This window comes from Enterococcus sp. LJL120 (assembly GCF_054871765.1).
Genome location: NZ_JBTXLV010000004.1, coordinates 140,889 through 165,359, shown reverse-complemented (window position 1 = coordinate 165,359; position 24,471 = coordinate 140,889). Strand labels below are relative to the sequence as shown.

General features: G+C 40.0%; 24 protein-coding genes. 21 read left to right on the top strand and 3 right to left on the bottom strand.

Going from position 1 to position 24,471, the window contains the following annotated elements:
• The first annotated feature begins 101 nt into the window (after positions 1–101).
• Entirely contained in the window at positions 102–704 is a 603-nt protein-coding gene (locus ACYSNU_RS08265; RefSeq protein ID WP_461736703.1) for an NUDIX hydrolase, read from the top strand.
• Complete coding sequence (locus ACYSNU_RS08260) at positions 701–1,660, top strand: alpha/beta hydrolase (RefSeq protein ID WP_461736702.1); 960 nt, start codon at positions 701–703, stop codon at positions 1,658–1,660. The genes ACYSNU_RS08265 and ACYSNU_RS08260 overlap by 4 nt, the downstream gene beginning before the upstream one ends.
• 60 nt (positions 1,661–1,720) lie before the next feature.
• Here ACYSNU_RS08260 and gap read toward each other — a convergent pair whose 3' ends face one another.
• Positions 1,721–2,731, bottom strand: coding sequence for a type I glyceraldehyde-3-phosphate dehydrogenase (gene gap, locus ACYSNU_RS08255; RefSeq protein ID WP_461736701.1), 1,011 nt, complete (start codon positions 2,729–2,731; stop codon positions 1,721–1,723).
• Between the two features lie 284 nt (positions 2,732–3,015).
• Between gap and obgE the strand changes: the two genes are divergently transcribed.
• The 17 genes from obgE (at position 3,016) to ACYSNU_RS08170 (ending at position 19,535) form a co-directional block, all read left to right on the top strand.
• Positions 3,016–4,329: a GTPase ObgE gene (gene obgE / locus ACYSNU_RS08250; protein ID WP_461736700.1), complete on the top strand. Its 1,314-nt coding sequence runs from the start codon at positions 3,016–3,018 to the stop codon at positions 4,327–4,329.
• A 152-nt stretch (positions 4,330–4,481) separates the two neighbouring features.
• A complete protein-coding gene (locus ACYSNU_RS08245) occupies positions 4,482–5,213 on the top strand; it encodes a VTC domain-containing protein (RefSeq protein ID WP_461736699.1) in 732 nt (243 codons plus the stop codon).
• The gene (locus ACYSNU_RS08240) at positions 5,203–5,889 is read left to right on the top strand and encodes a DUF4956 domain-containing protein (protein ID WP_461736698.1); all 687 of its coding nucleotides are present in this window, start codon (positions 5,203–5,205) and stop codon (positions 5,887–5,889) included. The genes ACYSNU_RS08245 and ACYSNU_RS08240 overlap by 11 nt, the downstream gene beginning before the upstream one ends.
• A gap of 23 nt (positions 5,890–5,912) precedes the next feature.
• A complete protein-coding gene (locus tag ACYSNU_RS08235; RefSeq protein ID WP_461736697.1) occupies positions 5,913–7,709 on the top strand; it encodes a carbohydrate-binding domain-containing protein in 1,797 nt (598 codons plus the stop codon).
• Between the two features lie 82 nt (positions 7,710–7,791).
• Positions 7,792–8,370, top strand: a complete 579-nt coding sequence (locus ACYSNU_RS08230) for a DUF1269 domain-containing protein (protein ID WP_461736696.1) — start codon at positions 7,792–7,794, stop codon at positions 8,368–8,370.
• Between the two features lie 67 nt (positions 8,371–8,437).
• A complete protein-coding gene (locus tag ACYSNU_RS08225; protein ID WP_265457684.1) occupies positions 8,438–9,121 on the top strand; it encodes a response regulator transcription factor in 684 nt (227 codons plus the stop codon).
• 8 nt (positions 9,122–9,129) lie between these two features.
• Positions 9,130–10,518 carry a sensor histidine kinase gene (locus ACYSNU_RS08220; RefSeq protein ID WP_461736695.1) on the top strand — a complete coding sequence of 463 codons (1,389 nt, stop codon included), beginning with the start codon at positions 9,130–9,132 and terminating at the stop codon, positions 10,516–10,518.
• A 68-nt stretch (positions 10,519–10,586) separates the two neighbouring features.
• Positions 10,587–11,510 (top strand): ribonuclease Z, encoded by a 924-nt coding sequence (gene rnz, locus ACYSNU_RS08215; protein WP_461736694.1) that lies wholly within the window; start codon positions 10,587–10,589, stop codon positions 11,508–11,510.
• A gap of 12 nt (positions 11,511–11,522) precedes the next feature.
• Entirely contained in the window at positions 11,523–12,311 is a 789-nt protein-coding gene (locus tag ACYSNU_RS08210) for an SDR family NAD(P)-dependent oxidoreductase (RefSeq protein ID WP_461736693.1), read from the top strand.
• 14 nt (positions 12,312–12,325) lie between these two features.
• Positions 12,326–12,772 carry a LapA family protein gene (locus tag ACYSNU_RS08205; protein WP_461736692.1) on the top strand — a complete coding sequence of 149 codons (447 nt, stop codon included), beginning with the start codon at positions 12,326–12,328 and terminating at the stop codon, positions 12,770–12,772.
• A 307-nt stretch (positions 12,773–13,079) separates the two neighbouring features.
• Positions 13,080–15,116 carry a BglG family transcription antiterminator gene (locus tag ACYSNU_RS08200; protein ID WP_461736691.1) on the top strand — a complete coding sequence of 679 codons (2,037 nt, stop codon included), beginning with the start codon at positions 13,080–13,082 and terminating at the stop codon, positions 15,114–15,116.
• A gap of 11 nt (positions 15,117–15,127) precedes the next feature.
• Positions 15,128–15,748, top strand: coding sequence for a bifunctional 4-hydroxy-2-oxoglutarate aldolase/2-dehydro-3-deoxy-phosphogluconate aldolase (locus tag ACYSNU_RS08195; protein ID WP_461736690.1), 621 nt, complete (start codon positions 15,128–15,130; stop codon positions 15,746–15,748).
• 18 nt (positions 15,749–15,766) lie between these two features.
• A complete protein-coding gene (locus ACYSNU_RS08190) occupies positions 15,767–16,225 on the top strand; it encodes a PTS sugar transporter subunit IIA (RefSeq protein ID WP_461736689.1) in 459 nt (152 codons plus the stop codon).
• Between the two features lie 21 nt (positions 16,226–16,246).
• The gene (locus ACYSNU_RS08185; protein ID WP_461736688.1) at positions 16,247–16,528 is read left to right on the top strand and encodes a PTS sugar transporter subunit IIB; all 282 of its coding nucleotides are present in this window, start codon (positions 16,247–16,249) and stop codon (positions 16,526–16,528) included.
• Between the two features lie 20 nt (positions 16,529–16,548).
• A complete protein-coding gene (locus tag ACYSNU_RS08180) occupies positions 16,549–17,922 on the top strand; it encodes a PTS galactitol transporter subunit IIC (RefSeq protein ID WP_461736687.1) in 1,374 nt (457 codons plus the stop codon).
• Between the two features lies 1 nt (position 17,923).
• Positions 17,924–19,069, top strand: a complete 1,146-nt coding sequence (gene dgoD, locus ACYSNU_RS08175; RefSeq protein ID WP_265457668.1) for a galactonate dehydratase — start codon at positions 17,924–17,926, stop codon at positions 19,067–19,069.
• A 16-nt stretch (positions 19,070–19,085) separates the two neighbouring features.
• Positions 19,086–19,535: a hypothetical protein gene (locus ACYSNU_RS08170; protein WP_461736686.1), complete on the top strand. Its 450-nt coding sequence runs from the start codon at positions 19,086–19,088 to the stop codon at positions 19,533–19,535.
• Positions 19,536–19,595: 60 nt separating this feature from the next.
• On the opposite strand, the gene ACYSNU_RS08165 is transcribed toward ACYSNU_RS08170, so the two are convergent.
• On the bottom strand, positions 19,596–20,456 hold the full coding sequence (locus ACYSNU_RS08165; protein WP_461736685.1) for a sce7725 family protein: 861 nt from the start codon (positions 20,454–20,456) through the stop codon (positions 19,596–19,598).
• Entirely contained in the window at positions 20,456–21,127 is a 672-nt protein-coding gene (locus tag ACYSNU_RS08160; RefSeq protein WP_461736684.1) for a hypothetical protein, read from the bottom strand. Before ACYSNU_RS08160 ends, ACYSNU_RS08165 begins: the two co-directional genes overlap by 1 nt.
• A 149-nt stretch (positions 21,128–21,276) precedes the next feature.
• On the opposite strand from ACYSNU_RS08160, the gene recJ reads away from it, so the two are divergent.
• Together recJ and ACYSNU_RS08150 are read left to right on the top strand one after the other, a co-directional pair.
• Positions 21,277–23,571 (top strand): single-stranded-DNA-specific exonuclease RecJ, encoded by a 2,295-nt coding sequence (recJ, locus tag ACYSNU_RS08155; RefSeq protein WP_461736683.1) that lies wholly within the window; start codon positions 21,277–21,279, stop codon positions 23,569–23,571.
• Between the two features lie 89 nt (positions 23,572–23,660).
• Positions 23,661–24,173, top strand: a complete 513-nt coding sequence (locus ACYSNU_RS08150) for an adenine phosphoribosyltransferase (protein WP_461736682.1) — start codon at positions 23,661–23,663, stop codon at positions 24,171–24,173.
• Positions 24,174–24,471 lie beyond the last annotated feature (298 nt).

The window sequence follows — 24,471 nt, the reverse complement described above, 5'->3', positions numbered from 1 at the left end:
ATTTGTAGAGATGTTGCGACTTCGCTATAATACAATGGAGAGTCAATTGATTTTTTATTAAAAAAAATCTGTCAAATCACAAAATGATTGAGGAGTTTGCTATGAGTAAGATGGAAGAATATCGGCAACTGTTGAACCTAGCCCAAGCGGGAATCCATTATCAAAAGGATGTTTATGATTTGGAACGCTATCAGGAAATTCAACGGCTGGCTGTAAAATTAATCGCCGAAAGCAGTCAGGTGACTGAAGCTGAGCTTTATCAAAAAGTCAGCATTGAAGCAGGTTATCCCACTCCAAAAGTAGATGTCAGGGCCGTCATTGAAAAAGACGATAAAATTTTATTTGTTGAGGATATTAATACGAAGAAATGGGCGCTGCCGGGAGGCTTTGCCGATGTAGGCTTAAGTCCCATTGAAAATATCAAAAAAGAGGTCAAAGAAGAAACCAATCTGGATGTTCGCTCAGCAGAACTAATTGGCGTGTTTGATACCAATCTACGGCAGGATATTTTTCAATACTTTCAGTATTACAAATTATTTTTTCATTGCCTAGTCGAAGAAAATCAAGCATTTGAAGTCAATAGTGAAACCTCAGCTATCGGTTATTTTTCTTTGGATAATTTGCCGCAACTTTCCTTAGACCGCACGACTAAAGAGCAACTAATCAGACTTCGTCAGCGGGGTAAGCAGGTGGTTTGCGATTGAGCAAGGAGAGTAAGGGTAGTAGCCGAAAAAAATTAATTTGGGGTGTAGGTATTGGCCTAGTTTTGTTGGTGATATTAGGTTTGATTGGAATTGGTAATTATTTTTATGAATATGCCTTTGTACCTGGAGATAAAGATTTCATCAGCCAAGGTTCTGCTGCCAGTACCGAAAAGGAGCAAGCCGCAGAACAATGGTATCAAGACTCAGAAAATCGACAGGTTTGGTCGCTGACTTCTGAGGATAATTTAAATCTGCAGGCGCTTTTTTATCAAAATAATGCCAGCGAAAAAACGGTCATCATCGCCCATGGTTATATGGGCTCAAAGGAAGACCTGGCGGATTATGCCCAAATGTTTTATCAATTGGGCTATAATGTGCTAGTGCCAGATGCCCGTGGTCATGGGGAGAGTCAAGGGGACTATGTTGGTTTTGGCTGGGATGAACGCAAAGATATGCAGCAGTGGATTGCTGAAGTGTTGACTCAATTAGGTAACACCCAAGAAATTATCCTCTTTGGTGTTAGCATGGGCGGGGCCACAGTGATGATGACCAGCGGAGAAGAATTGCCCGACAACGTGGTAGCGATTATCGAAGATTGCGGCTATGCGTCGGTGACGGAGGAATTAAGTTATCAGTTGAAGCAATTATTTGGTTTGCCAGCCTTTCCAATTATTCCCGTCACAAATTTAGTGACGAAAGTCCGAGCCGGTTACTTTTTCAGTCAAGCCGATGCAACCAAACAATTGGCTAAAAATACACGGCCAATTTTATTTATCCACGGTACTGAAGATAGCTTTGTACCATTCTCAATGCTGGCAGAAGTTTATGCAGCAACCTCGGCTCCAAAAGAAAAATATGAGGTCGCAGGCGCTGAACATGCCGCCAGTTTTTCCGTTGATCCAGAAATGTATCAAACACGGGTCACAGCTTTTTTGAACCAGTATGTCAGCCAATAAAAAAAGCATCTGTTGATTGCCTGCTTAGCAGGAAAATCAACAGATGCTTTAAAATTTGAATTAGATGTTTGCAAATTTTTCTAACAAACGAATCATTTGGCAAGTGAAGCCATATTCATTGTCATACCAAGCAACTGTTTTAACTAATTGGAAGTCGCCGGCAGAAGTTACTTCAGTTTGAGTTGGGTCAAAGATTGAACCTTGAGTTGTGCCAATCACATCGCCAGAAACAATTTCACGGTCGTCATAACCAAATGATGGGTTATCAACAGTATGTTTTTTAATTGCTTCGTTGACTTGGTCAGCAGTTACTTTAGTTTTCAAAATTGAAACCAATTCTGTTAATGAACCATCAACAACGGGTACCCGTTGGGCATGTCCTTGTAATTTGCCGTTCAATTCTGGAATTACTAAGCCGATAGCTTTAGCAGCACCAGTGCTGTGAGGAATTGTGTTGTCAGCAGCTGAACGAGCAGCTCTTAAATTGCCGCCGCGAACTGGTCCGTCTAATAACATTTGTGTTGAAGTGTAAGCATGAACAGTTGTCATTGTTCCAACTTCAATTCCAAATTCATTATTTAAGAAGTAAGCCATTGGTGCAAGACAGTTCGTTGTACATGAACCAGCTGAAATAATTTTATCGTCAGCACTTAAAGTGTCATCGTTTACGTTATAAACGATTGTTTTCATTGCACCAGCTGGAGCAGAGATAACGACACGTTTTACGCCAGCGTCCAAGTGAGCTTGAGCTTTTTCGGCAGAAGTATAAAAACCAGTACATTCTAAAACGATGTCAACGCCGTTTTCTTTTACCCAAGGAATTTTGCTTGCATCAGGTTCTGCATAAATCCGCGTTGCCACGCCATCATCAACGATTGAATCTTCAGTTGCAGTTACATTGCCTTTGTATGTACCATGAGTTGAATCAAATTGCAAAAGATGAGCCAACATTGTTGGGCTAGTTAAGTCATTGATTGCCACTACTTCGATGTCATCTGAAACTTCTTTAATGCGGCGGTATGCTAAACGTCCAATCCGTCCAAAACCGTTAATACCTACTTTTACTGTCATAAGAGAATTCCTCCTTAAAATTTGAAGCAAGGCTTCGAATTACAATCATAGTTTCCTACTCTTTGTTATTTTTGTCAAAGAAAAGCCCTTGTGCCATTCGTTTCTAAATATTTCATCATTTTTTTCATGGATTGACAGTTTAACGTGGACAAAAGCCGCTGACACCGCTAAAATAATAGGGACTTTTGTTTACTGTGGACTGCTTTACAAAGATTTTTTTAAATAAATTAAAGTGGAAATGAAAGAAAATAAATAAAATTAATTTTTAGACTTGGAGGAAGACAATGTCCATGTTTTTGGATCAAGTAACAATTGATGTTAAAGCCGGCAAAGGCGGAGACGGAATGGTTGCTTTTAGAAGAGAGAAATATGTGCCTGATGGCGGACCGGCCGGTGGTGATGGCGGTCGTGGCGGCGATGTCGTGTTTGTAGTGGATGAAGGTTTGCGAACTTTAATGGACTTTCGTTTTAATCGGCATTTTAAAGCACCAGCCGGCGAAAACGGCATGAGTAAAGGCATGCACGGCCGTGGCTCAGAAGATTTATTAGTTAAAGTGCCACCGGGTACAACGGTGAGAGATGCAGAAACGGGTAGCTTGATTGGCGATTTAATTGAAGACGGTCAAAGCTTAGTTGTTGCCAAAGGCGGTCGCGGCGGTCGCGGTAATATTCGCTTTGCTTCACCGCGAAACCCAGCACCAGAAATTGCTGAAAATGGTGAACCTGGTCAAGAACGTCGTATTGAAATGGAATTAAAAGTTTTAGCAGATGTCGGCCTAGTTGGCTTTCCTTCTGTCGGAAAATCGACACTGCTTTCAGTAATTTCAGCAGCTCGACCAAAAATCGGCGCCTATCACTTTACGACTTTAGTGCCGAATTTAGGGATGGTGACCACTAACGATGGCCGCAGCTTTGTGGCTGCTGACTTACCCGGTTTAATTGAAGGAGCTTCCCAAGGTGTCGGTTTGGGTACGCAATTTTTGCGCCACATCGAACGAACGCGAGTTATCTTACATGTGATTGACATGAGCGGCATGGAAGGCCGTGACCCTTATGAAGATTATTTAGCCATCAATAAAGAATTGGCAGAACATAATCTGCGTTTACTGGAACGTCCGCAAATTATTGTAGCTAATAAAATGGATATGCCAGATGCTGAGGAAAATCTGAAAGTCTTTAAAGAAAAATTAGCCGCCGAGCAAGTGGATGAATTTGCAGAACCGATTCCGGTATTTCCAATTTCCGGCGTGACCCGTAAAGGTATCGAACCGCTATTAAGTGCAACTGCCGATTTATTAGAAACAACCTCAGAATTCCCTTTATATGATGAAGAGCTGGAGGAAGAAGTTGTTAATTACGGCTACCAATCTGACGAACCGGAGTTCACGATTGATCGGGCTCCCGATGCTTCTTGGATTTTAGCCGGCGAAAAATTAGAAAAATTATTTGAGATGACCAATTTTGGCCATGATGAAACCATCATGCGCTTTGCTCGACAATTGCGGGGCATGGGTGTCGATGATGCACTGCGGGCTAGAGGAGCAAAAGACGGTGACATCGTGCATATCGGTAAATATGAATTTGAATTTGTCGAATAATTTTTGCTAATAAATTTTTAAAGTCTGTGACGAAATTATGAAAATAGTTTGAAAAGACCGCTAAACCTTGTGTTTAGCGGTCTTTTTTAAGTTAGCTTTATGGTAATCCGCTTAAGCTAAGTCCAGAATTTAAAAATTTGAGGTGATTGGATATGGTAAAACTTAAACGGGTATTTGAACGAAAGGAAAAAAAATATTTGCTGAGTCTAGCAGATTTTGAGTTATTAAGTGAGTTTCTCGATCCTTATATGGAGGAAGATCAATTTGGTCTCCACACGATAATCTCTGTTTACTACGATACCGATGATTATCGGATGATTAATCGTTCGATTGAAAAACCAAAGTACAAAGAAAAATTTCGTCTACGGAGTTATGGCGTGCCCCAAAATTCCAGCGAGGCCTTTTTAGAAATTAAGAAAAAGGTTCGGGGAGTTGTCTATAAACGGCGGGTGGCTCTTTCCTATGAGGCAGCTAAAAATTATCATCTTGTAAAAAATTCTCAAGAAGTCGTTGCCCATAAAGACCAACAGATTAGAAATGAGATTGATTGGTTGATTGCTCGTCAAAAAATCACGCCTAAAGTGATGATTGCCTATGATCGTCGAGCGTATCAATTACGGGATGAACAAGAGAATGATTTTCGTGTTACCTTTGATTTTAATATTCGTTATCGGACAAATGATTTAGATATTTCCCATGGCAGTCAAGGGAAATTAGTCGCGCCAGATGTTGAAGTGCTGATGGAAGTCAAAGCACTAGGAGCTTATCCTGTCTGGTTTACCGAAATTTTATCTGAGCTGGGGATTTATGCGGGTACGTTTTCAAAATATGCCCAAACCTATCTACGTCATCTGTCAAAGGAGGAAATGCAACATGTTATCTAGTCTCTTAACGGATGCCAGCGGTAATGCGATTACTGCGACACTGCCAATTGTTTTAATTTGTACGGCCGTTGCCCTAGTCGCAGGTTTAATTGTCGCTTGCGTGCATATGTATCGAAATGTTTATTCGAAAAATTTTGTGATTACTTTAGCCGTGATGCCAGCCTTAGTACAATTGGTCATCATGCTAGTCAATGGCAATTTAGGTACGGGTCTTGCTGTCCTTGGCGCCTTTAGTCTCATTCGGTTCCGTTCAGTAGCCGGCGGTTCCAGAGAAATCACCTCAATTTTTTGGGCAATGGGTATCGGTTTGGCAACAGGGACCGGCTATGTCGGCTATGTTGTTATCTTCTCAGTGATTATCAGTGCCTTTTTAATTTTATTGAATACCGTCAAGTTTGGCGAAAATAATAAAGTTGCTGAAAGAGAGCTGCGGATTACGATTCCGGAAGATTTAGATTATCCCGGTTTGTTTGATGATTTATTTGAAAAATATACTTACGAATTTTCAAATACCTCCGTTCGGACTACGACAATGGGTTCCCTATATGAACTGAGATATTTACTCAAACTAAAAGATGTCTATTTAGAAAAAGATTTAATTGATGAAATTCGCGTCCGCAACGGAAACTTGCCGATTGTTTCCGGCAAAGTTGCGACAAATAAAGATGAACTATAATTTATAAAGCAGGTGAACAACTAATGAAGAAAAAATATATTCTCGGATTAACCCTCTCAACGGTTTTAATAATGCTAGCAGCTTGTTCGACAGCCAGTGGTGAAACCAGCACTAGCAGTTCGACGACGACTAGCAGCTCAGAAGCCACAACTGTTGCAACCGATAGTGCTGCTCAAAATACTGACGGCACCTACGGCTCTTATACAGATGATGACTACGACGAATCATATGATGAGAGTACTGCTACCACCATTACTTTAAATGGCGATTCGGCAGAGATTGACGGCGAAGGGGCGACAGAAAGTGATGGTGTAATTACTATTACAACCGGTGGTACCTATATTTTAAGTGGCGAGTACGACGGTGAAATTATTGTCAGCGCCGATGCTGACGCCGACGAAGTTCAATTAGTTTTAAATGGCGTGACCATCACTAACGACGATTCTTCAGCCATTTATGTGGAACAGGCTGAAAAAGTTAAAATTACTTTAGCGGAAGGTACCACGAATACTGTTTCAGATGGCAGTGATTATGTCTATGATTCGGCTGATGAAGATGAGCCAGATGCCGCAATTTTTAGTAAGGATGATTTAACCATCAACGGCTCAGGCACATTAATTGTCAATGGTAATTATAATAATGGGATTCGCGGTAAAGATGACGTGGTCATCACCAACGGGAACATCCAAGTAACAGCCGTGAATAACGCAATTAAAGCCAAAGATTCTTTATCGATTGCTGGCGGGACCTTTGACTTAACGACGACCAGCGGTGATGGAATCCAAGTCAACGGGACAGATACAGATACTGGCTGGATTGCTATTGACGGTGGCGATTTTACAATCAACTCAGGCAATGATGGGATTCAAGCAGAAACAAATCTTTCTATTTCTGAAGCGACGATTGAAATTACAGCCGGTGGTGGTGCAGACGCAACTGTTTCTGATACAACTCAAAGTTATAAAGGCTTAAAAGCCGGCGCCAATTTAATTATTGACGCCGGTACGTTTACAATTGATTCAGCTGATGATAGCATCCACAGCAACAATGATGTCACAATCAACGGCGGCAACTTGGATCTTAGCTCCGGTGATGATGGTATTCACGCTGACAATGCTTTACTAATTACAGATGGGCAAACAACCGTCAATACTTCTTATGAAGGCTTAGAGGGTACGACAGTGACGATTACCGGTGGAACCAATGAAGTGAGAGCTTCTGATGACGGCATTAACGCAGCCGGTGGCAGTGACGATACCACATCATCTGGTGGCTTCGGTTCAGATTCCTTTATGGGCGGCGGTGGTGGTGGTGACACCACCGATGAAGATGCCTTGATTGATATTCAAGGCGGCACAACGACAGTGATAGTCTCAGAAGGTGACGGCATCGACAGTAACGGCAATGTAACTATGAGCGGTGGTACTTTAATCGTTGATGGGCCCAATAGCAATGACAACGGAGTCCTTGATTATAACGGTACCTTTGAACTTAGCGGCGGTACTTTATTAGCTGGGGGAACTTCCGGAATGTCACAAACTGTCAGCAGCGACTCCAGTCAATATAGTTTGGCAGTAGTTCCAGACAGTACAATTGCTGCTGGTTCAACAGTGACAGTCAGCACAGATAGCGGTGAAGTGATTAGCTACACGTTTGAAAACCAAGTCAATTATTTAGTGACCAGTTCTGCTGATATGGGTAGCGGCACTAATGTAACACTTTCTGCTGATGTCTCGACTGTGGGCACTTACAGTTTGACTTCTGTCACGACGACTTCTGGAACAAGTTCAGGAAATGGAATGTCAGGCGGTCGCCGTTAAACCTTGGCGAAGGGAAAGAATATTCTTTCCCTTTTTGCTTTTTTCTTGGTACACTAGGTTTAAATTAAAAGGAGGCAATTAAATGAGTAAACGCGTAATTATTATGAACTTTGATATTGAAAGCAAAGCTTATCAAGCATTTTCTGAGGCGAAAAAAATTGTTGCACAAAACAATATGAAGGCTGAGCAAATGGCGGTGATTCGCCACACCAATGATGGCGCCCATAAATTTGAAATTGAAGACTTTTTAGATTTCACCGGCAATAATAAAGCATCCACCGGCGGCTTTATTGGAATGCTCGTTGGGATTTTAGGCGGACCACTAGGAATTTTATTAGGCTGGTTTGCAGGTGGCATGATTGGAGCTTCCCAAGATGTTAAAGAAATTCGCAATGCTCAAAGCGTTTTTGAATTTTTAACTGACAAGATTGGCGAAGGCGATACTGGGCTGATTTTAATTGCCAATGAAGAAGACAATCGTCCCTTAAATGATTTAGCGATGTTTCGCTTAGGGGGAGAAATTACTCGTTTAGATTATGATGATGTGGAGGCTGATTTAAAGGATGCTCAAGAATTAGAAAAGCAACCGGATGAAGCAGCAAAAAATAAATGGGCGGAAAAACATCCCCAAAAAACCAGTGACCACCAAGAAGAAAAATAAGTGACTCCGCTAGGGCTGGCGCCAAAGCCGTCCTAGTTTTTTTGTCAACGGAGAAAAGAGGGTTCCCATGAAATTATTAATTGTCGAAGATGATGTGATTCTTTCTGACAGTATTAAAGATGTACTGCAGGAATTAGGTGAAATCGTGCAGGTCTACGATGGCTCTGAGGCTGTCTATGAAGGCGAGCGGGAAATTTATGACTTGATTGTTCTAGATTTGATGATTCCCGAAATGTCCGGTGAAGAGGTGCTCGCTAGCCTAAGAAACAAACAAATTTATACGCCGGTTTTGATTTTGACCGCCAAAGATGCCTTTGAAGATAAAATCAACGGCTTTGAAATTGGAGCGGATGATTATTTAACCAAGCCTTTTCATCGGGAAGAACTTTTCTTGCGGGCTCAAGCGCTCTTGAGACGCTCTTTAGGGATGCATGAAGGCAACGAGATTGAAGAGATGGGGCTAACCATCAGTTTGAAAAATCGCCGCGTGACCTATGGCGGCACAGAAATTGCATTACAGGGCAAAGAGTTTGACCTCTTGACCTATTTGCTGCAAAACAAGGGCCGGATTGTCACGAAAGATCAGCTCTTTGATCGAATTTGGGGCTTTCAATCGGACACGACATTAACTGTCGTGGAAGTTTATATGAGTAATTTGCGCAAACATTTAAAACCCTTTGGCTTAGACAGTTGGATTAAAACATTGCGTAATGTTGGCTATATTTTACAGCCGATTGCCATTGAGTCCTAGGTGTCGCGATGGGAGAAGACTCATTAAAAAAACAGCAGACCCGTTATTTTGTGCTGACCTTTATTTCCTTTGCAGCAATTTTTATCCTCTTAGGCATTTTAGTGTTTCACTTTGTTCAAAGCTCGATGTATTCGCAAGTCGACACCAATCTGACAAAATTTTACAACAACGAAGCAATTTTAGCGGATACGATATCTCGTACCCAAAATATTGACAACTCCATGAAAAATGGCGATGCGGCGTTCCCTAAAGGCAGTTCACAAAACGGCGAAGGGACTGAAAAAGTTGAAAACTTTCAAGAGCAGGTGATTCTCTGGTCAGCCGATGGAGAAATCTTGAATAGTGATTCCCTCGGCATCCGGATGTATGATTTTGTCAATTTGAGCTTAGACACTTCAAAGTTGAATGAAATCACCAACTTAAGTATTTCCGATGCCGATGATCAAACATTAGGCTTTCGTTCAATTGTTGTTGAAAATGACACGGAGGCAGAACATTACAGCGACCAAGCCACCTCAGAAACTACAACTTCAGAGTCTGCTGAAGCGGCAAGTCAAGTGGCCTATGTCCAGATTTTAACTAATACCGATCAAATTACCCAATCAGTAGATAGTTTCCGCAAAATTTTAATTATCTGTATGCTAGTCTTTGCGGCCTTTTCGATTTTACTCAGCTATTATTTATCCGGGCGCTTCATCCAACCGATTATCGCTTCTTGGCGCAAACAACAGCAGTTTGTCGAAAATGCTTCCCATGAACTACGGACACCACTGACGATTATTCAGGCCAAATTAGAAGGACTTTTTACCAAGCCGGAGCGAACGATTTTAGAGGAATCAGAAGACATTGCTCTGTCGTTAAATGAAGTGCAGCGCCTCAGCCGTTTGACTAATGATTTGCTGATGCTGGCTCGTTCCGATAGCGATGCCGTTTTAGCTGTGAAGCAGCCTACGAAGGTCAATGACTTCTTAAATAAAACGTTGGAACCCTACGGCGAAATTTTGGCTGCTGAAGACAAAGAATTTTCTTTAAGCTTAGGCGAAAATCGTCAAATTTCGATTGATCCGGAAAAAATCCAACAGCTTTTATTAATCTTGATAGATAATGCGATGAAGTATACGATTGCCGGTGAAAGTGTCACGGTTGTCTCAACTTTCCGCGGCAATGATTGGCTGCTAGAAGTCAAAGATACTGGTTCTGGCATTTCAGATGAAGCCAAAGCCCATATTTTCGATCGTTTTTATCGGGCAGACGCCTCAAGAAATCGTGACACCGGCGGCTATGGTATCGGCTTATCGATTGCGATGTGGATTGTGAAACTCCACGGTGGCAAGATTTCAGTTTTGGATAATCAACCTCGAGGCACTGTCTTTCAACTGCAATTACCTTTAAAATAAGGAAATGATTTACATTCTAAAAGTTATCTTTTAAAATGAAGTGATTTGAGGAGAAAGTCAGGTAGATTATGGAATTAGAATTTTTAGGAACAGGGGCCGGTGTACCAGCCAAACATCGTAATGTAACGGCGGCCGCTTTAAAATTATTGAACGAACGAAATGAAATTTGGTTGTTTGATTGTGGGGAAGGCACTCAGATGCAAATTTTGCACACGACCATTCGACCGGGAAAGATTAATAAAATTTTTATCACGCATCTTCACGGTGATCACATTTTTGGACTGCCGGGTCTTTTGAGCAGCCGCTCTTTTCAAGGTGGGGAAGAAACCCTTGAGCTCTATGGTCCTCGTGGGCTGCAGGATTTTGTGGAAACCGCACTAAAAATTTCCCAGACCCGCTTGAGCTACCCACTGAAATTTATCGAAGTTCATGAAGGCTTGATTTTTGAAGACAAAACTTTTTCAGTTTATTGCAGCCAGCTGGATCATGGCATTACCAGCTACGGTTACCGAATTGTCGAGCAGGACTATCCGGGGGAGCTGCAGGTTGAAAAATTAAAAGCGTTAAACATCCCTTCTGGACCGCTTTATGGTAAATTAAAAAAAGGTGAAGTGGTTGAGCTGGCCGACGGTCGTCAGATTGACGGCAAAGAATTTTTAGGGGCAACCAAAAAGGGTCGTGTGGTAACGATTTTAGGGGACACCCGTAAAACAGATGCTGCCATTCGACTAGCAGCCGGCAGCAATCTTTTGGTTCACGAAAGCACCTTCAATAAAGATCAAAAGAAAATGGCAAAGAATTATTACCATTCCACCACCCACCAAGCCGCTGAAGTGGCAAAAACGGCTAATGTTGGTCAGTTATTATTGACCCACATCAGCGCCAGATATTTGGCAAAAGAAAGCCAAGAATTAGAAAAAGAAGCACAAGAAATTTTTGTAAATACAAAATTAGTCAAAGACTTTGATATCATTGACATAAAATTTTCTTAGGGGGATTTGAAATTGAATTTGCAGGATAAAGTCGTCGTTGTAACCGGTGGCTCAGCCGGATTAGGCGAGCAGCTGTGCTATGAAGCAGCCCGGCAGGGGGCCATTGTGGTCACCTGTGCTAGAAGAATTAATTTGATTGGCAAAGTCAAAGAAAACTGTATGGAAATCAGCGGCAAGCCAGCCTATGCTTTACAGTTGGATGTTGCCAATCCAGAAAGTATCGACAATTTTTTTGTAAGATTAAAAGAAGAAGTCGGTCAAGTCGATGTTCTAATTAACAATGCTGGTTTTGGTATTTTTGAAAACTTTGTAGCCTTTGATTTTGAAGACGTCCGCAAGATGTTTGAAGTGAACATTCTTGGCATGATGTACCTGACGCAAAAATTTGCAATTGAGATGGTCGAAAGAGAAGATGGCCAAATTATTAATATTGCATCAATGGCGGGTAAAATGGCCACTGCAAAATCAGCAGTCTACTCGGCGACCAAATTTGCTGTTTTAGGTTTTTCTAATGCCCTGCGCTTAGAATTAAAACCGGCTAACGTGCGGGTGATGACGGTTAATCCCGGACCGATTGCGACTGAATTTTTCGATAAGGCAGATCCAAGTGGCGATTATTTAAAATCTGTCGACATGTTTGTACTGCAGCCGCAAAAATTGGCCCGCAAAATTATTCGCGGCGTCCAAAGGGAACGACGGGAAGTCAATGCACCACAAGTGATGGAAGTTGCTGCCCGTTTTTACACACTATTTCCTCATGTGGGGGATTTTTTAGCAGGCGGTTTATTCAATAAAAAATAGTTGGGGGAGTTTTTATGAAAAATCAATGGCGGATTATTGTTGGTTTTATTTTAATTTTGATTATTGTGTTGTTTGCCATAACGAATAACAATCAAGTGAATGTCAGTTTTCTAGTGACTTCCATGCAGGCTCCGCTAATTCTAATCATTCTAGGGTCGGCGATTATTGGCGGCTTAATCGGTATTTTAACGAGCACAGCGACGGTTTGGAATCAGAAAAAAACCATTAAAAATCAGGAAAAAGAGTTGGCTATCTTTAATGACGATTTAGATAAAAAGGTCCAATCAGCCAATGAAAAACTGATTCGTGATTATGAAAACCAGATTTCTGAATTGCGGGCCACCTATGAAGCGCAGATTGTCGATAAGAATCGCAAAATTGATGAGTTATTACATCAAGAACAGGCGGTTGAAGAAACATCAGCGACTAAAACAGAGAATCATGTGGATTATTTTGATTAATTATTAAAATAAAAATGAATACTGAGATCAGAGCATCAGATAGAATCCGTTATGCGGGTATTCTATCTGATGCTTTTTTATAGTTCTCGTGAAAAAATATCTCTGCAATTATTGTCATAGTGAAACTGAAAAAAATCTTTCTTTTATTTGAGTTAAAATCAAGTATTATGTGCTTCTTGTCAAAAAAATTGCTTAAAAATTGAAAAGTGTAACATTTTACTTGGGCAGCTGTGACAAAATTGGGGATGAAAGGGTTAACAAAAAACGAGTTTCCAAGGCTATAATGAAATGCATCAGGAGGAATATTATGAATGAACGGATCCGCACCATTCTGACTTTACTGATTAAAAATCCGAATTTGAAAATTGGACAACTAACAGAGGAGTTGGGACTTACTAAAAGACAAATTAATTATTCGATTAATCAATTTAATCAAGAATTGGAACTTCAAGGTCTTCCAATTATTGAAAGAAATCATGTTGGTGATTTTTTAATTCCTTTAGCCATTTTGAAAAATTTTGACAGTTTAGCTGGCCAACAACAGGTAACAGCAACGATTCTTACTGAAAATGAGCGCAGTGCGTTAGTTCTTTTTACTTTGATTGCAAACACTGATTATGTGAGTCTCCAGCATGTTATTGAGTATTTAGAGGTAAGTAAAAACACTGCATCTGAGGATATTAAAAAAGCTGGATGGCTGGCAGAAAAATATCAGTTGACGATTCAATATGACCGAATAAATGGCTACCAATTAAAGGGATCAGAGCATCGTATTCTTCAACTTTTATCAGACTTGGTAAAACATTACAATTTTATCCAAAAAGAAGAGTATCGGGATCAATTTCAATTAAGTATTACTGAAAATGAAGTGATTCATCTTATTCACGGTATGGAACAATTATTGCATTTGAGCTATTCAGACGAATCAATAGATTATTTGCAAGCAACTTTACGTTTCTTACTTCACAGAGGAATCAATAGTCCAACAAAGACTAATTTTTTTGAGGGCAATGTGAAAGATACCCCTGAGTATAAACTGCTATTAATTCTACTCAGTGAGTTTGAGTGGCGCTTAGCAACTGATTATTTAGAATGGCTTACTCTGTTATTTTTATCCTCGAATATTTTTGAGAAAAAAACAACTCAAGAATATGACTCTGATATAAAGCTAAAAGGTCTAATTGCAGCAATGGTTTCCAAGTTTGAGGAGCAGACCTTAATCGTAATCGAGGAACGTCAAGATTTTCAACGACGAATTTTAAGTCATTTAAGACCGGCTTGTTTTCGAATTTCGTATAACTTAAGTCTGGGTGCTTATTCTTTGGATAATTTAGTTCAAGAAAGTAGTCACGGAATTTTAGTCGAATTGATGAAGGAATTGATAACACCAATTGAAGATTGGTTAGGTAAGGCTTTTCCGAATGATGAATTAGAGCTTCTCTCTTATTATTTCGGCTATCAGTTGGCTAATGATAACAACTTAGTCAAGCAAAAGCCAAGAGCCGTTGTTGTCTGTCGCAACGGAGTGATGGTTTCAAAATTAATGCGGGAAAACTTAAAAAGCTTGTTTCCGGAAATTCATTTTATCGCGTCTTTATCAGTGAGAGATTTTTATCAATTTCAAAAAGATGCTGATCTAGTGTTTTCAACTACACCTTTAGATAGTGGACTAATACAATTTATTATTAATCCTTTAATGACATATAAGGAGCAGATTAATTTACGCTACCGAGTGTTAAATGAGTTGGGTTTCAATGAAATTGACCAAGCTATTGAAGATGTCACTAAGATTATTCAAAAATATGCTAAAGTGACAGATTTAGTCATGCTGAAAGAGGAATTACAGATGTTTCTGATTAAAAATTCCCATGAAACTTCTTTAGAAAGTTATGACGTGCTGCCTTCTTTATTACATTATCTACAACCATCAGCGGTCAAGTTGGTTTCAGAAGAACTTACTTGGCAATCTGCGGTGGAACTCGCCTGCCAGCCTTTATTAGACAAACAAATTATCACAGCAGATTTTGTTGCTGATTGCATTCGCCAAATCGCTGAAACAGGCTATGCAGGCTATCTAGGAACGGAAATGTGTATCCCCCATACAACAGTTGAACATGGGGTTTTAAGAGATGGTGTCAGTTTTTTAGTCTCTCAAAAAGCAGTAGTTTTTCCTAATGGACGAAGATTGCATTTAATTGCACCATTGGCTTTTTTTGATTTAACAAAACATTTAAGAGCCATCAATCAATTAGCCCAAATTGCTGATAATCAGGAGTTGATTCAGGCAATTTTGACTGCGAGGGATGAAAAAACAATCTATCAATTAATCAGACAAATAACTTAGGAGGAGCATCAATGGAGTTAAGCGAGTATCCTAAACTAACAATTATTATGCGAGGCTATACGTATGCTCAAGCAGAAGCGATTTTACAAGCAATGTCGGGATTTGAAGAAGACTATGCTGTGGAAATGACATTAAATACTGAAGGCGCTTTAGAGCATATCGCAAAATTATCAAAAAAATTTGGTGAAAAAATAAATATAGGGGCTGGTACGGTCAGAACCTTAGATCAAGCTAAAGCTGCTTATCAAGCAGGGGCAAAATTTTTGCTTGGTCCGCACACATTTACCAAAGAGATGCTAAATTTTGCTAATCAAAATAAAGTTTTGACAGTTCCGGCGGCAATGACCCCTTCAGAAATCAATCAAATGTTTAACAAAGGAGCGGATATTGTGAAAGTTTTTCCAGCAGGAACCGTTGGACCGAAATTTTTTAAAGATGTCCAAGCACCACTTGGAAAATTGCCTTTAATGGGCGTTGGCGGCATTAACAGTGGTAATGCGAAAGATTTTTTTGAGCAAGGAGCATCTTATCTAGGATTAGGTTCGGGAATGTTCAACAGTGACGACATCAAACATTTACAAATTGATCAATTACATGAATCGTTAGCGGCATTGCTGGCAAAAATTAAATAATTGTAAGGAGGCCATTTGATGGATTTAGAATTAAAAGAAGAACTAGTTTTTAGAGATATCTCAGCTGAGAATCAAGAAGCTGTATTAGATTATTTAGCAAACCAACTATACGAAAAAGACTTTGTTAAAAAAGACTATATTGCAGCGATTAAAGAACGGGAGTTGGAATATCCAACAGGCTTACCTTCAACGCCACCGGGTATTGCAATTCCCCACGCTAACTTTGAATTGGTGAAAAAGACAACGCTAGCAATAGCCACATTAAAAGAGCCTGTCTTGTTTCACAATATGGAGGATAACAAAGAGGAGATACCTGTCCAAATTGTCATTATGATGGCAATTGGTGAACCTCATGGACAGATTGAAATGCTGCAAAAAATCGTGGGGATTATTCAAAATGAACCTTTACGTCTAGCAATGATCCAAGCTAGTAATAACCAAGAATTATTAGATTTAATTAAAAAAGCAATACTTTAAAAAAGAGAGGAAGAAAATATTATGAAAAGAATTTTAGTTGCCTGTGGGAATGGAATTGCTACTTCAACGGTAGTTGCTTCGAAAGTGAAGAGCTATTTAACTGAGCATGGTGTTCAAGTTGAAACCACTCAAACAAAATTAATGGAAGTGCCAAGTAAAGTTCAAGACTATGACTTATTAATTACGACCGGCCAATTTGAAGGACAGACAGGGGATGTGCCTGTAATCAAAGGGATGCCAATTTTAACCGGCATTGGGGTAGATCAGACGATGGAAGAAATCTATCAAAAAATAACTGAATAAAATAAGGGGGAAACAATGAAATGCAGTATATTATGAGTGTTTTTAATTTTTTCATTGATGCAGGGGCAACAGTGATGTTGCCGGCAATTATTACGATTGTTGGCTTAATCTTTGGTTTGAAAATTACGAAGGCTTTTAAATCTGGTCTGACTTTAGGGATTGGTTTTGCTGGTATCAAATTGATTTTGGACTTTATGACAACCAATGTCGGTCCAGCGGCTAAAGCAATGGTTGATCGGACTGGAGTCCAACTTGATGCATTGGATGTTGGTTGGGGCTCCATTGCTGCTGTTACTTGGGCGTCACCAATCATCCCTATTTTGATTTTCGGAATTTTAATCGTTAATATTATCTTGCTTATCTTAAAAAGAACCCATACGCTAGACGTTGATATTTGGAATTATCACCACATGGCAATTGTCGGGGTAATGGTCTACTTTGTAACGGATAATGTCTTTTTAGGCGTTGGTTCTTCATTAATTATGGCTGTCATCACATTTAAAATGTCAGATTGGTCTCAGCCTCTAGTTGAAAATTTCTTTGGTATCCCAGGTGTCTCACTACCAACTGTTTCGGCCTTATCATCATTGGTCATCGCTTGGCCGTTAAATTGGTTACTAGATAAAATTCCTTTCTTTAGAAAATCCAAATTTACTATCAAGGATGCTCAGAAGTATTTAGGATTTTTCGGAGATTCAATGATTATGGGACTAGTTATCGGTATGGTTATTGGTATTTTAGCCGGGTACGATATAAAAGCTATCTTACAATTGGGAGTTAGTATGTCAGCTGTTTTGGTTTTAATACCTAAGATGACTTCTCTATTTATGGAAGGATTAATGCCAATTTCAGATGCAGCCCAAAAGTGGTCTCAACAAAAATTTAAAGGCCGCCGCCTCTTTATCGGTTTGGATGCAGCAGTTGTCGTTGGGAACCCTGACGTTATTACAACAGCTTTAATCATTATTCCATTGACTATTGCGATGGCGCTTGTATTACCTGGCAACCGTGTGTTACCTTTTGCCGATTTAGCTGTTGTACCTTTCCGAGTAGCAATGGTTGTTGCATTAACTCGGGGAAATCTGCTGAAAAATATTGTAATTGGGTTAGTCGTAACAGCTTCATTGTTATGGTGTGGTAGTGCAACAGCACCAGTTTTAACAGCGATTGCTCAAAAAGTCGGAATTGATTTAGGGACTTCATCATTATTAATTTCCTCTTTTGCAGCTACTTCGATGATTCAAAGTTACCTAGTCTTTCTTGCTTTTGCTTACAACCCAATTATTGGTATCCCAATTTTATTAGTGATCTTCGGCGGAGTATGGTATTACTTTGACAAAGTGAAAAAAGTTAATTATTTACAAGATGAATTAGTAGCTGAAGGAGGCAAATAGAGTGAAGATTTCTAAAATTACAGTTTATAAAGTTAAACCCAGATGGATTTTCGTTAAAGTTTCAACTGACGAAGGAATTGAAGGTTGGGGGGAAATGATTTCCGGAACGAAAACCGAAACAGTAGTTGCAGGTGCTTATGAAATTGGCAATCGTTTAATCGGTCGCAATCCCTTTGAGATTGAGCGGTTATTTCAAGAAATGCATCGGTCCTTTTTTAGAGGAGGACCGATTAATGGCACAATTGTTTCCGGATTGGAGATGGCTTTATGGGACATCAAAGGAAAAGCCTTCAATGTTCCTGTCTATGAATTATTAGGGGGAGCTGCTCGGGATAAAATCAAAGTGTACTCTTGGATTGGTGGTGATCGCCCTGACGAAGTTGCTGAACAAGCTCAAGACCGTTTTGATCGTGGTTTTACCGCCGTTAAAATGAACGCCACTTCAGAATTGCATTATATTGACTCTTATGAAAAGGTAGATGAAGTGGTCCAAAGAGTGGCTTCTATTCGTAATCGTTTTGGCGACAAGATGGCGATTGGTGTTGATTTTCATGGTCGCGTGCATAAACCCATGGCCAAAGTTTTAGCCAAAGCTTTAGAGCCATACCACCCAATGTTTCTAGAAGAAGTTGTTTTGCCGGAAAACGAAGAACATTTTAAAGAAGTAGCTCAGACGGTAGCTGTACCTCTAGCAACTGGGGAGCGATTATATACCCGCTGGCAATTCAAAAATATTTTCCAACAGGGAGCAATTGATATTATTCAACCAGATGTTGCTCTGTGTGGTGGGATTTTAGAGACTAGAAAAATTGCAGCAATGGCGGAAGCTTATGATATCGCCGTCGCACCTCACGCTCCATATGGTCCAATTGCTTTAGCGGCGACGTTGCAGGTGGATTCTTGTACTCCTAATGTTTTTATTCAGGAACAAAGCTTAGGAATCCATTACAACAAAGGCTTTGATTTATTAGATTTTGTAAAAAATAAAGAAATTTTCCAATATCAGGATGGTTTCGTCAATCTTCCGACAAAACCTGGTCTTGGCTTAGAGATGGATGAAGATAAAATAAAAGAAATCGCTCAAGAAGGGTTAGTATGGACTAATCCTCAATGGAAGAATTACGATGGTACGATAGCTGAGTGGTAAAGGATAGGTGAAAAATATGGCAGAAGCAATTGTGATCGTTCTCTTTTTGCTAGTTTTATTAATAATGGAAATCCGGGAGCAGCGACAAATTATCATTAAAGCTCAGAAAAACCGAATTAAACTTGTGCTATCGCTTGTTTTATCAATCGGAATATTAGCCGTATTTTGGCCAAACGATTTAGCAAATCAAATTAAACTGTTGGCTTTTGTAATTCTGATTCTTTCGGTGGGTTTCTTAAAAGAAGGGCTAGCTAACAATCATATCGTACGTTTAGGTGTTTTAAACGGACAATTCGAAATATACGATAAAATTGAAATTGAGGAGTTAGCTGCCGATCGAACGTTTATTACTTTCTATCATAAGAAAAACAGTTTCTCTATGTTTTTCTCCCACAGTGGCATTACCATGCAAAATTATTTTGCTGAACAAAAATTTAAGGGTGAATTAATCTTTCAACTAGACTAAGAAGTAAAACTCTTTTCAAAAATTTTGGCTGACTGCCTAATTTTTGGAAAGAGTTTATTCTTAGACATCCTTCCCCAAAAACCGCCCCATAATTTCCAGCTGGTGCATCACGCTAGCCTTTCGCAAAACGCCCATTCCCGGAAAATGGCTTCTGTCAAAGGCCTCAAAAAGAATTTCTCCCCCTAAGGTCAGCTTGTTTTCCCATAATTGTTCCTGCCAATCTTTGATTTCTGCCATCACCTGCAGAAAATTTTCCTTTTGAGTGGGTAGTTCCTCGGAGACAAAATGGTGAATGCGAACATTTCCATCCTTCATATAAATCAAATGCAGCGCTAACCGTTTTGAAGGATAGCCGTGCTCATAATAGATTCGGCTGTCAATTGAAAAATCAGAAAAACCGCTGAAGCCCCGCAGTGCTAATTTTTGATTGCTCTCAAAAATTAATTCGTCAGGGACTTCTGTATAATAACTATTGGAACCAAGGCGGGTAAAGCCATCTTGGGATAAAATTTTTGGACCCTTAATTTTAGCCAATAAGCGAAATTCTTCGGGCACAAGGACTAAGGCCTGATTTTGCTGCCAATCTGATTCCAAAACAATTTGTGGACTTTGGGTGATAATTAAAGGATACGAATTTTCCAATGACTCTAAAGGTTGGTCTAAAATAAATGCTTTCTCAACTGCCAGCTGTTCCAAACTAGTCAGGCCTTCTTCTGTGGCAAATTCGCCGACCTGTGGATTCACAATCAGATAAAAGGGATGATCGGCCGCTTGAAATTTCGCAATTAATTTTAAGAGGGCTTTGTTTTGTTTAACCGGCTCAATAATCGGGATGATGCCTTCAGGAAAACGGCCGGCATCTAAGAGCGCCTGCAGCGCCAGCAAATCAAATTGCTTGCTTCTAAAATAAGGATAATACATCAGCGCCCTCCTTCAAATTTTTCCAAAAGTTCAAAATAGGCAGCACGGGTCGCCTCCAATTCTTCTTTTAGGCTTTCAACGGCTTGACTCACGTTGTCATTGGCAAAACGATCGTAATAATTTAAATTACCACCGAACAAGTCATATTCTGGTTGGCGCTTTTTTAATTCTTTATATAACAAATCCGTTGAAAATGCCCGTAGCCCGCGAGTCGTTTGCTTGGCCTTGCCGACTTCTCTCGCTTGAGAAGAGATTAGGCGAAAGAGGAGCGCTTGTTCGTTGACCAAAAGCTCTTGGCGTTTCGGTTTCTTGGCAACGGTAAAATAGCCCGGCAGATTTTGCTCGTCTTTAATAGCGTATTGGTGATAAACCAAGACGCCAATTTCTAAAGGGATTTCCGCTTCAACTTTTTCGTATAGGGCTTTTGGCAAAACAAAATAATTGTAATGGCCGATAAAAGATAATTTTGCTTTTGAACGAAAGTCAGCTTTCGAGACCTTCAGCTCATAACAACGCCATTCAAATTGATTGTCCAAAAGTAACCGACAGCTCAAAGTATCGACAATCCCTTGATCTTCTGGCATCGTCACTTCCTCGACAACAATATCGCCATTTTCCCGACAATAGCGGTACAAGACTTCTTCCATTTCGATTGTTAAAGGTGTTTTCATAGGCTTCCTCACAAAAATTTTATTGCGTGACTCGTATTAACTATAAAACATACGTTCCCTTTTTTAAAGGGGACTTTATAAATTTTTATTTTTTTGGCTATTCTTTTTAGGGAAGCCTCTGCTATAATACCTAGGTTAGGAGTGACGACGTGAAAGCAGCGAAATTTCAATGGCAACTACCTGAAAGAGAAACTTTACCAACAGAATATGAAGAATGGTTGAGTGCTCATCAACTCTCGCCGTTTCTAGGAAAAATTCTTTGGCAAAGAGGTTATCAAACAGTAGCGGATTTAGAAAGTTATTTTGATAACGACTTAAATAATTTACCTGATCCCTATCTTTTTTTTGAGATGGAAAAGGGTGTGGAACGAATTAAAGCCGCCGTTTTATCCGGCGAAAAAATTATGATTTACGGCGATTATGACGCAGATGGCATCACCAGCACGACTGTCATGAAGGAAACCCTAGAGCTGTTGGGAGCCGACGTCAATTATTTTCTGCCAAATCGTTTTAAAGAAGGCTATGGCCCCAATTTAGCTAAGTATCAAGAATTTGTGGCGGAGGGCTACCAATTATTAATTACAGTTGATAATGGTGTTTCTGGCATGGAGGCTATTACTTATGCCCAAGAAAATGGTTTAGATGTGGTTGTCACCGATCATCACGAACTACCGGCTGAATTACCGCCGGCTTATGCAATTATCCATCCACGGCATCCTGAGGGCAATTATCCCTTTAAAGATTTAGCAGGTGTTGGCGTTGCCTTTAAAGTTGCCACCGCTTTATTAGAAGAGGTGCCCGCTGAATTTTTAGATTTAGTGGCGATTGGAACTATCGCCGATTTAGTTTCATTAACCGGTGAAAATCGGCTCTTGGTCATGGCTGGCTTAAAAGCTATTCAACAAACCGAACGGATTGGGCTGAGTGCCTTAATTCGTAAAAGTGGTATTGAAATCAGCAATTTTTCCGAAGGGGATATTGGTTTTGGCATCGGTCCGCGGTTGAATGCGATTGGTCGCTTAGGTGATGCTTCCCCCGGCGTTGAATTGATGTCAACCTTTGACGAAGAAGAAGCTGAGGAGCTGGCAGATTTTTTAGAGGAAAAAAATAATCAGCGAAAAACAATCGTTGAAGAAATGACAGCGGAAGCTTTGGCTGCAGTCGACCCGGTAAATGAAATTCAATTGATTGCGCAAGCCGGTTGGCAAGAAGGGGTTTTAGGGATTGTCGCCGGTAAAATTTTACAAACCACCGGCAAACCGGCAATCTTATTAACGTTAAAAGAAGACGGTACGGCAAAAGGTTCAGGCCGCAGTGTCGCCCAATTAAATATGTTTGCCATGCTAGATAGCATGCGGGAATTGTTCACTCATTTTGGTGGTCATCATGCGGCGGTGGGGCTGACCTTGCCGGCAGAAAATCTTGGCGAATTACAGGAGCAAATGAATGACTATATTCGTTCCAATAATATTGATTTAACGCAGGGAGGTCCGCTGCAAATTGATGAAATTTTGCAGCCTGAAGCCGCGACGATTGCCTTAATTAATGAATTAAACACTTTGGCTCCCTTTGGAACGGATAATCCAATTCCGACATTTTTGTTCAAAGATGTTTTGCCGCAAAATGTTAAAGTGATTGGTGCTAATCAGCAGCATTTAAAGTTTGCGATTGGGGAGGCTGGCGATTTAGATGTCTTGGCCTTTAGTTTTGGTCCGGAAGCTAATGAATTTAGCGGACCAATTGATGTGGCCGGCCAACTGAATATCAATGAGTGGAACGGCCGTAAAAAACCTCAGGTGATGCTGCAGGATTATCAAAATGAGGCATTGCAATTCTTTGACTGGCGCAATAAATATCGGTGGCAGGAAGTGCTGGCTACTGAGAGCACTCTGATTTTGGCCTTTCAAGAGGCCAGTCTGAAAATTTTACCTGAAGCGATGAAAAATGCCGCTACCGTCTACAATAATTTACCAGACATTCAAGAGCTAATTGCAAAAAATCATTATCAACAGCTAGCTTTAGTAGATGTGCCAAAGGATTTGACCTGTATTAAAGAGATTTTAGCTGCCGGCAGTTTTTCTAGAATTTATTTTTATGGCTATTCTCCAGACGAAGCCTATTTGAATGGCATGGGCAGTCGGGAACAATTTGCGCGCCTGTTTAAGTTAGTTCAACAGCAGGAAAAAATCGATGTCCGCTTTAAGCTAGACCAGCTGGTCAATTATTTAAAAATTCCTAAATCCCTCTTAGTTTTTATGATTCAAGTGCTTTCTGAGCTGAAATTTGTTACAATAGAAAACGGTGTTTTATCAAAAGTAGTGGTAACCGAAAATCAGCCTTTAACAGCTAGTCAATTGTATCAAGACCGTTTGCAGCGCATTAAAAATGAAGAATTTTTACTGTTGACGGACAGTGAGGGTCTGAGAAAATGGTTGCTGGCTTAAAAATGCTGAACGTGTTATCAAAATTTTGATAAAAAGAGTTTAGATTGCTCCTAAACAGTGAGCAGACAATGAAAGGAACCAGAAACAAAATGAACTTAAAAGATTATATTGCAAGTATTCCCGATTATCCTTCTGAAGGTATTGTCTTTAGAGATATTTCACCATTGATGGCAGATGGGGCGGCCTACCGTGAAGCTACCAACCAGATTGTCAATTATGCGCAGGAAAAACAAATTGATATGGTGGTTGGGCCAGAAGCACGGGGCTTTATTGTTGGCTGTCCGGTGGCTTATGAACTCGGCGTTGGTTTTGCACCTGTCAGAAAAAAAGGGAAATTACCCCGTAAAACGATTGAAGTTTCTTACGAAAAGGAATATGGTTCAGATATTTTGACCCTTCATGAGGATGCGATTAAACCAGGCCAACGGGTGTTGATCTGTGATGATTTATTAGCAACCGGGGGCACGATTAAAGCTACCACTGATTTAGTTGAACAATTAGGCGGCGAAGTTGTCGGCTGTGCCTTTTTGATTGAATTGATGGACTTAAAGGGCCGTGATTTGATTCAACAATATGATATTTTAACTTTGATGGAATACTAATTTTTAAAGACTGTAGGATCATAGGAAGCAGAGAAATTTTATTTTGCTCTTCAAAAGGCACGTTATTGGTGATGTCTTGCTGATGTTAGACAACTCAAGCTGAGCAAAAGCAGAAGATTTCTAAGCAAAGGTTCTCCAGTCTTTTTATTTGTTCTCGTCATACTTTCTTATAAGAAAATTCATATTTAGCCAATTTTTTTAAGGTATCGTTAAATAGATAAATTATGATGAAAATAAATGGATTTTTTCATGAAAGAGTTTTATGATGAAGTGAATACGGAAAAGAAAGTATGGAGGC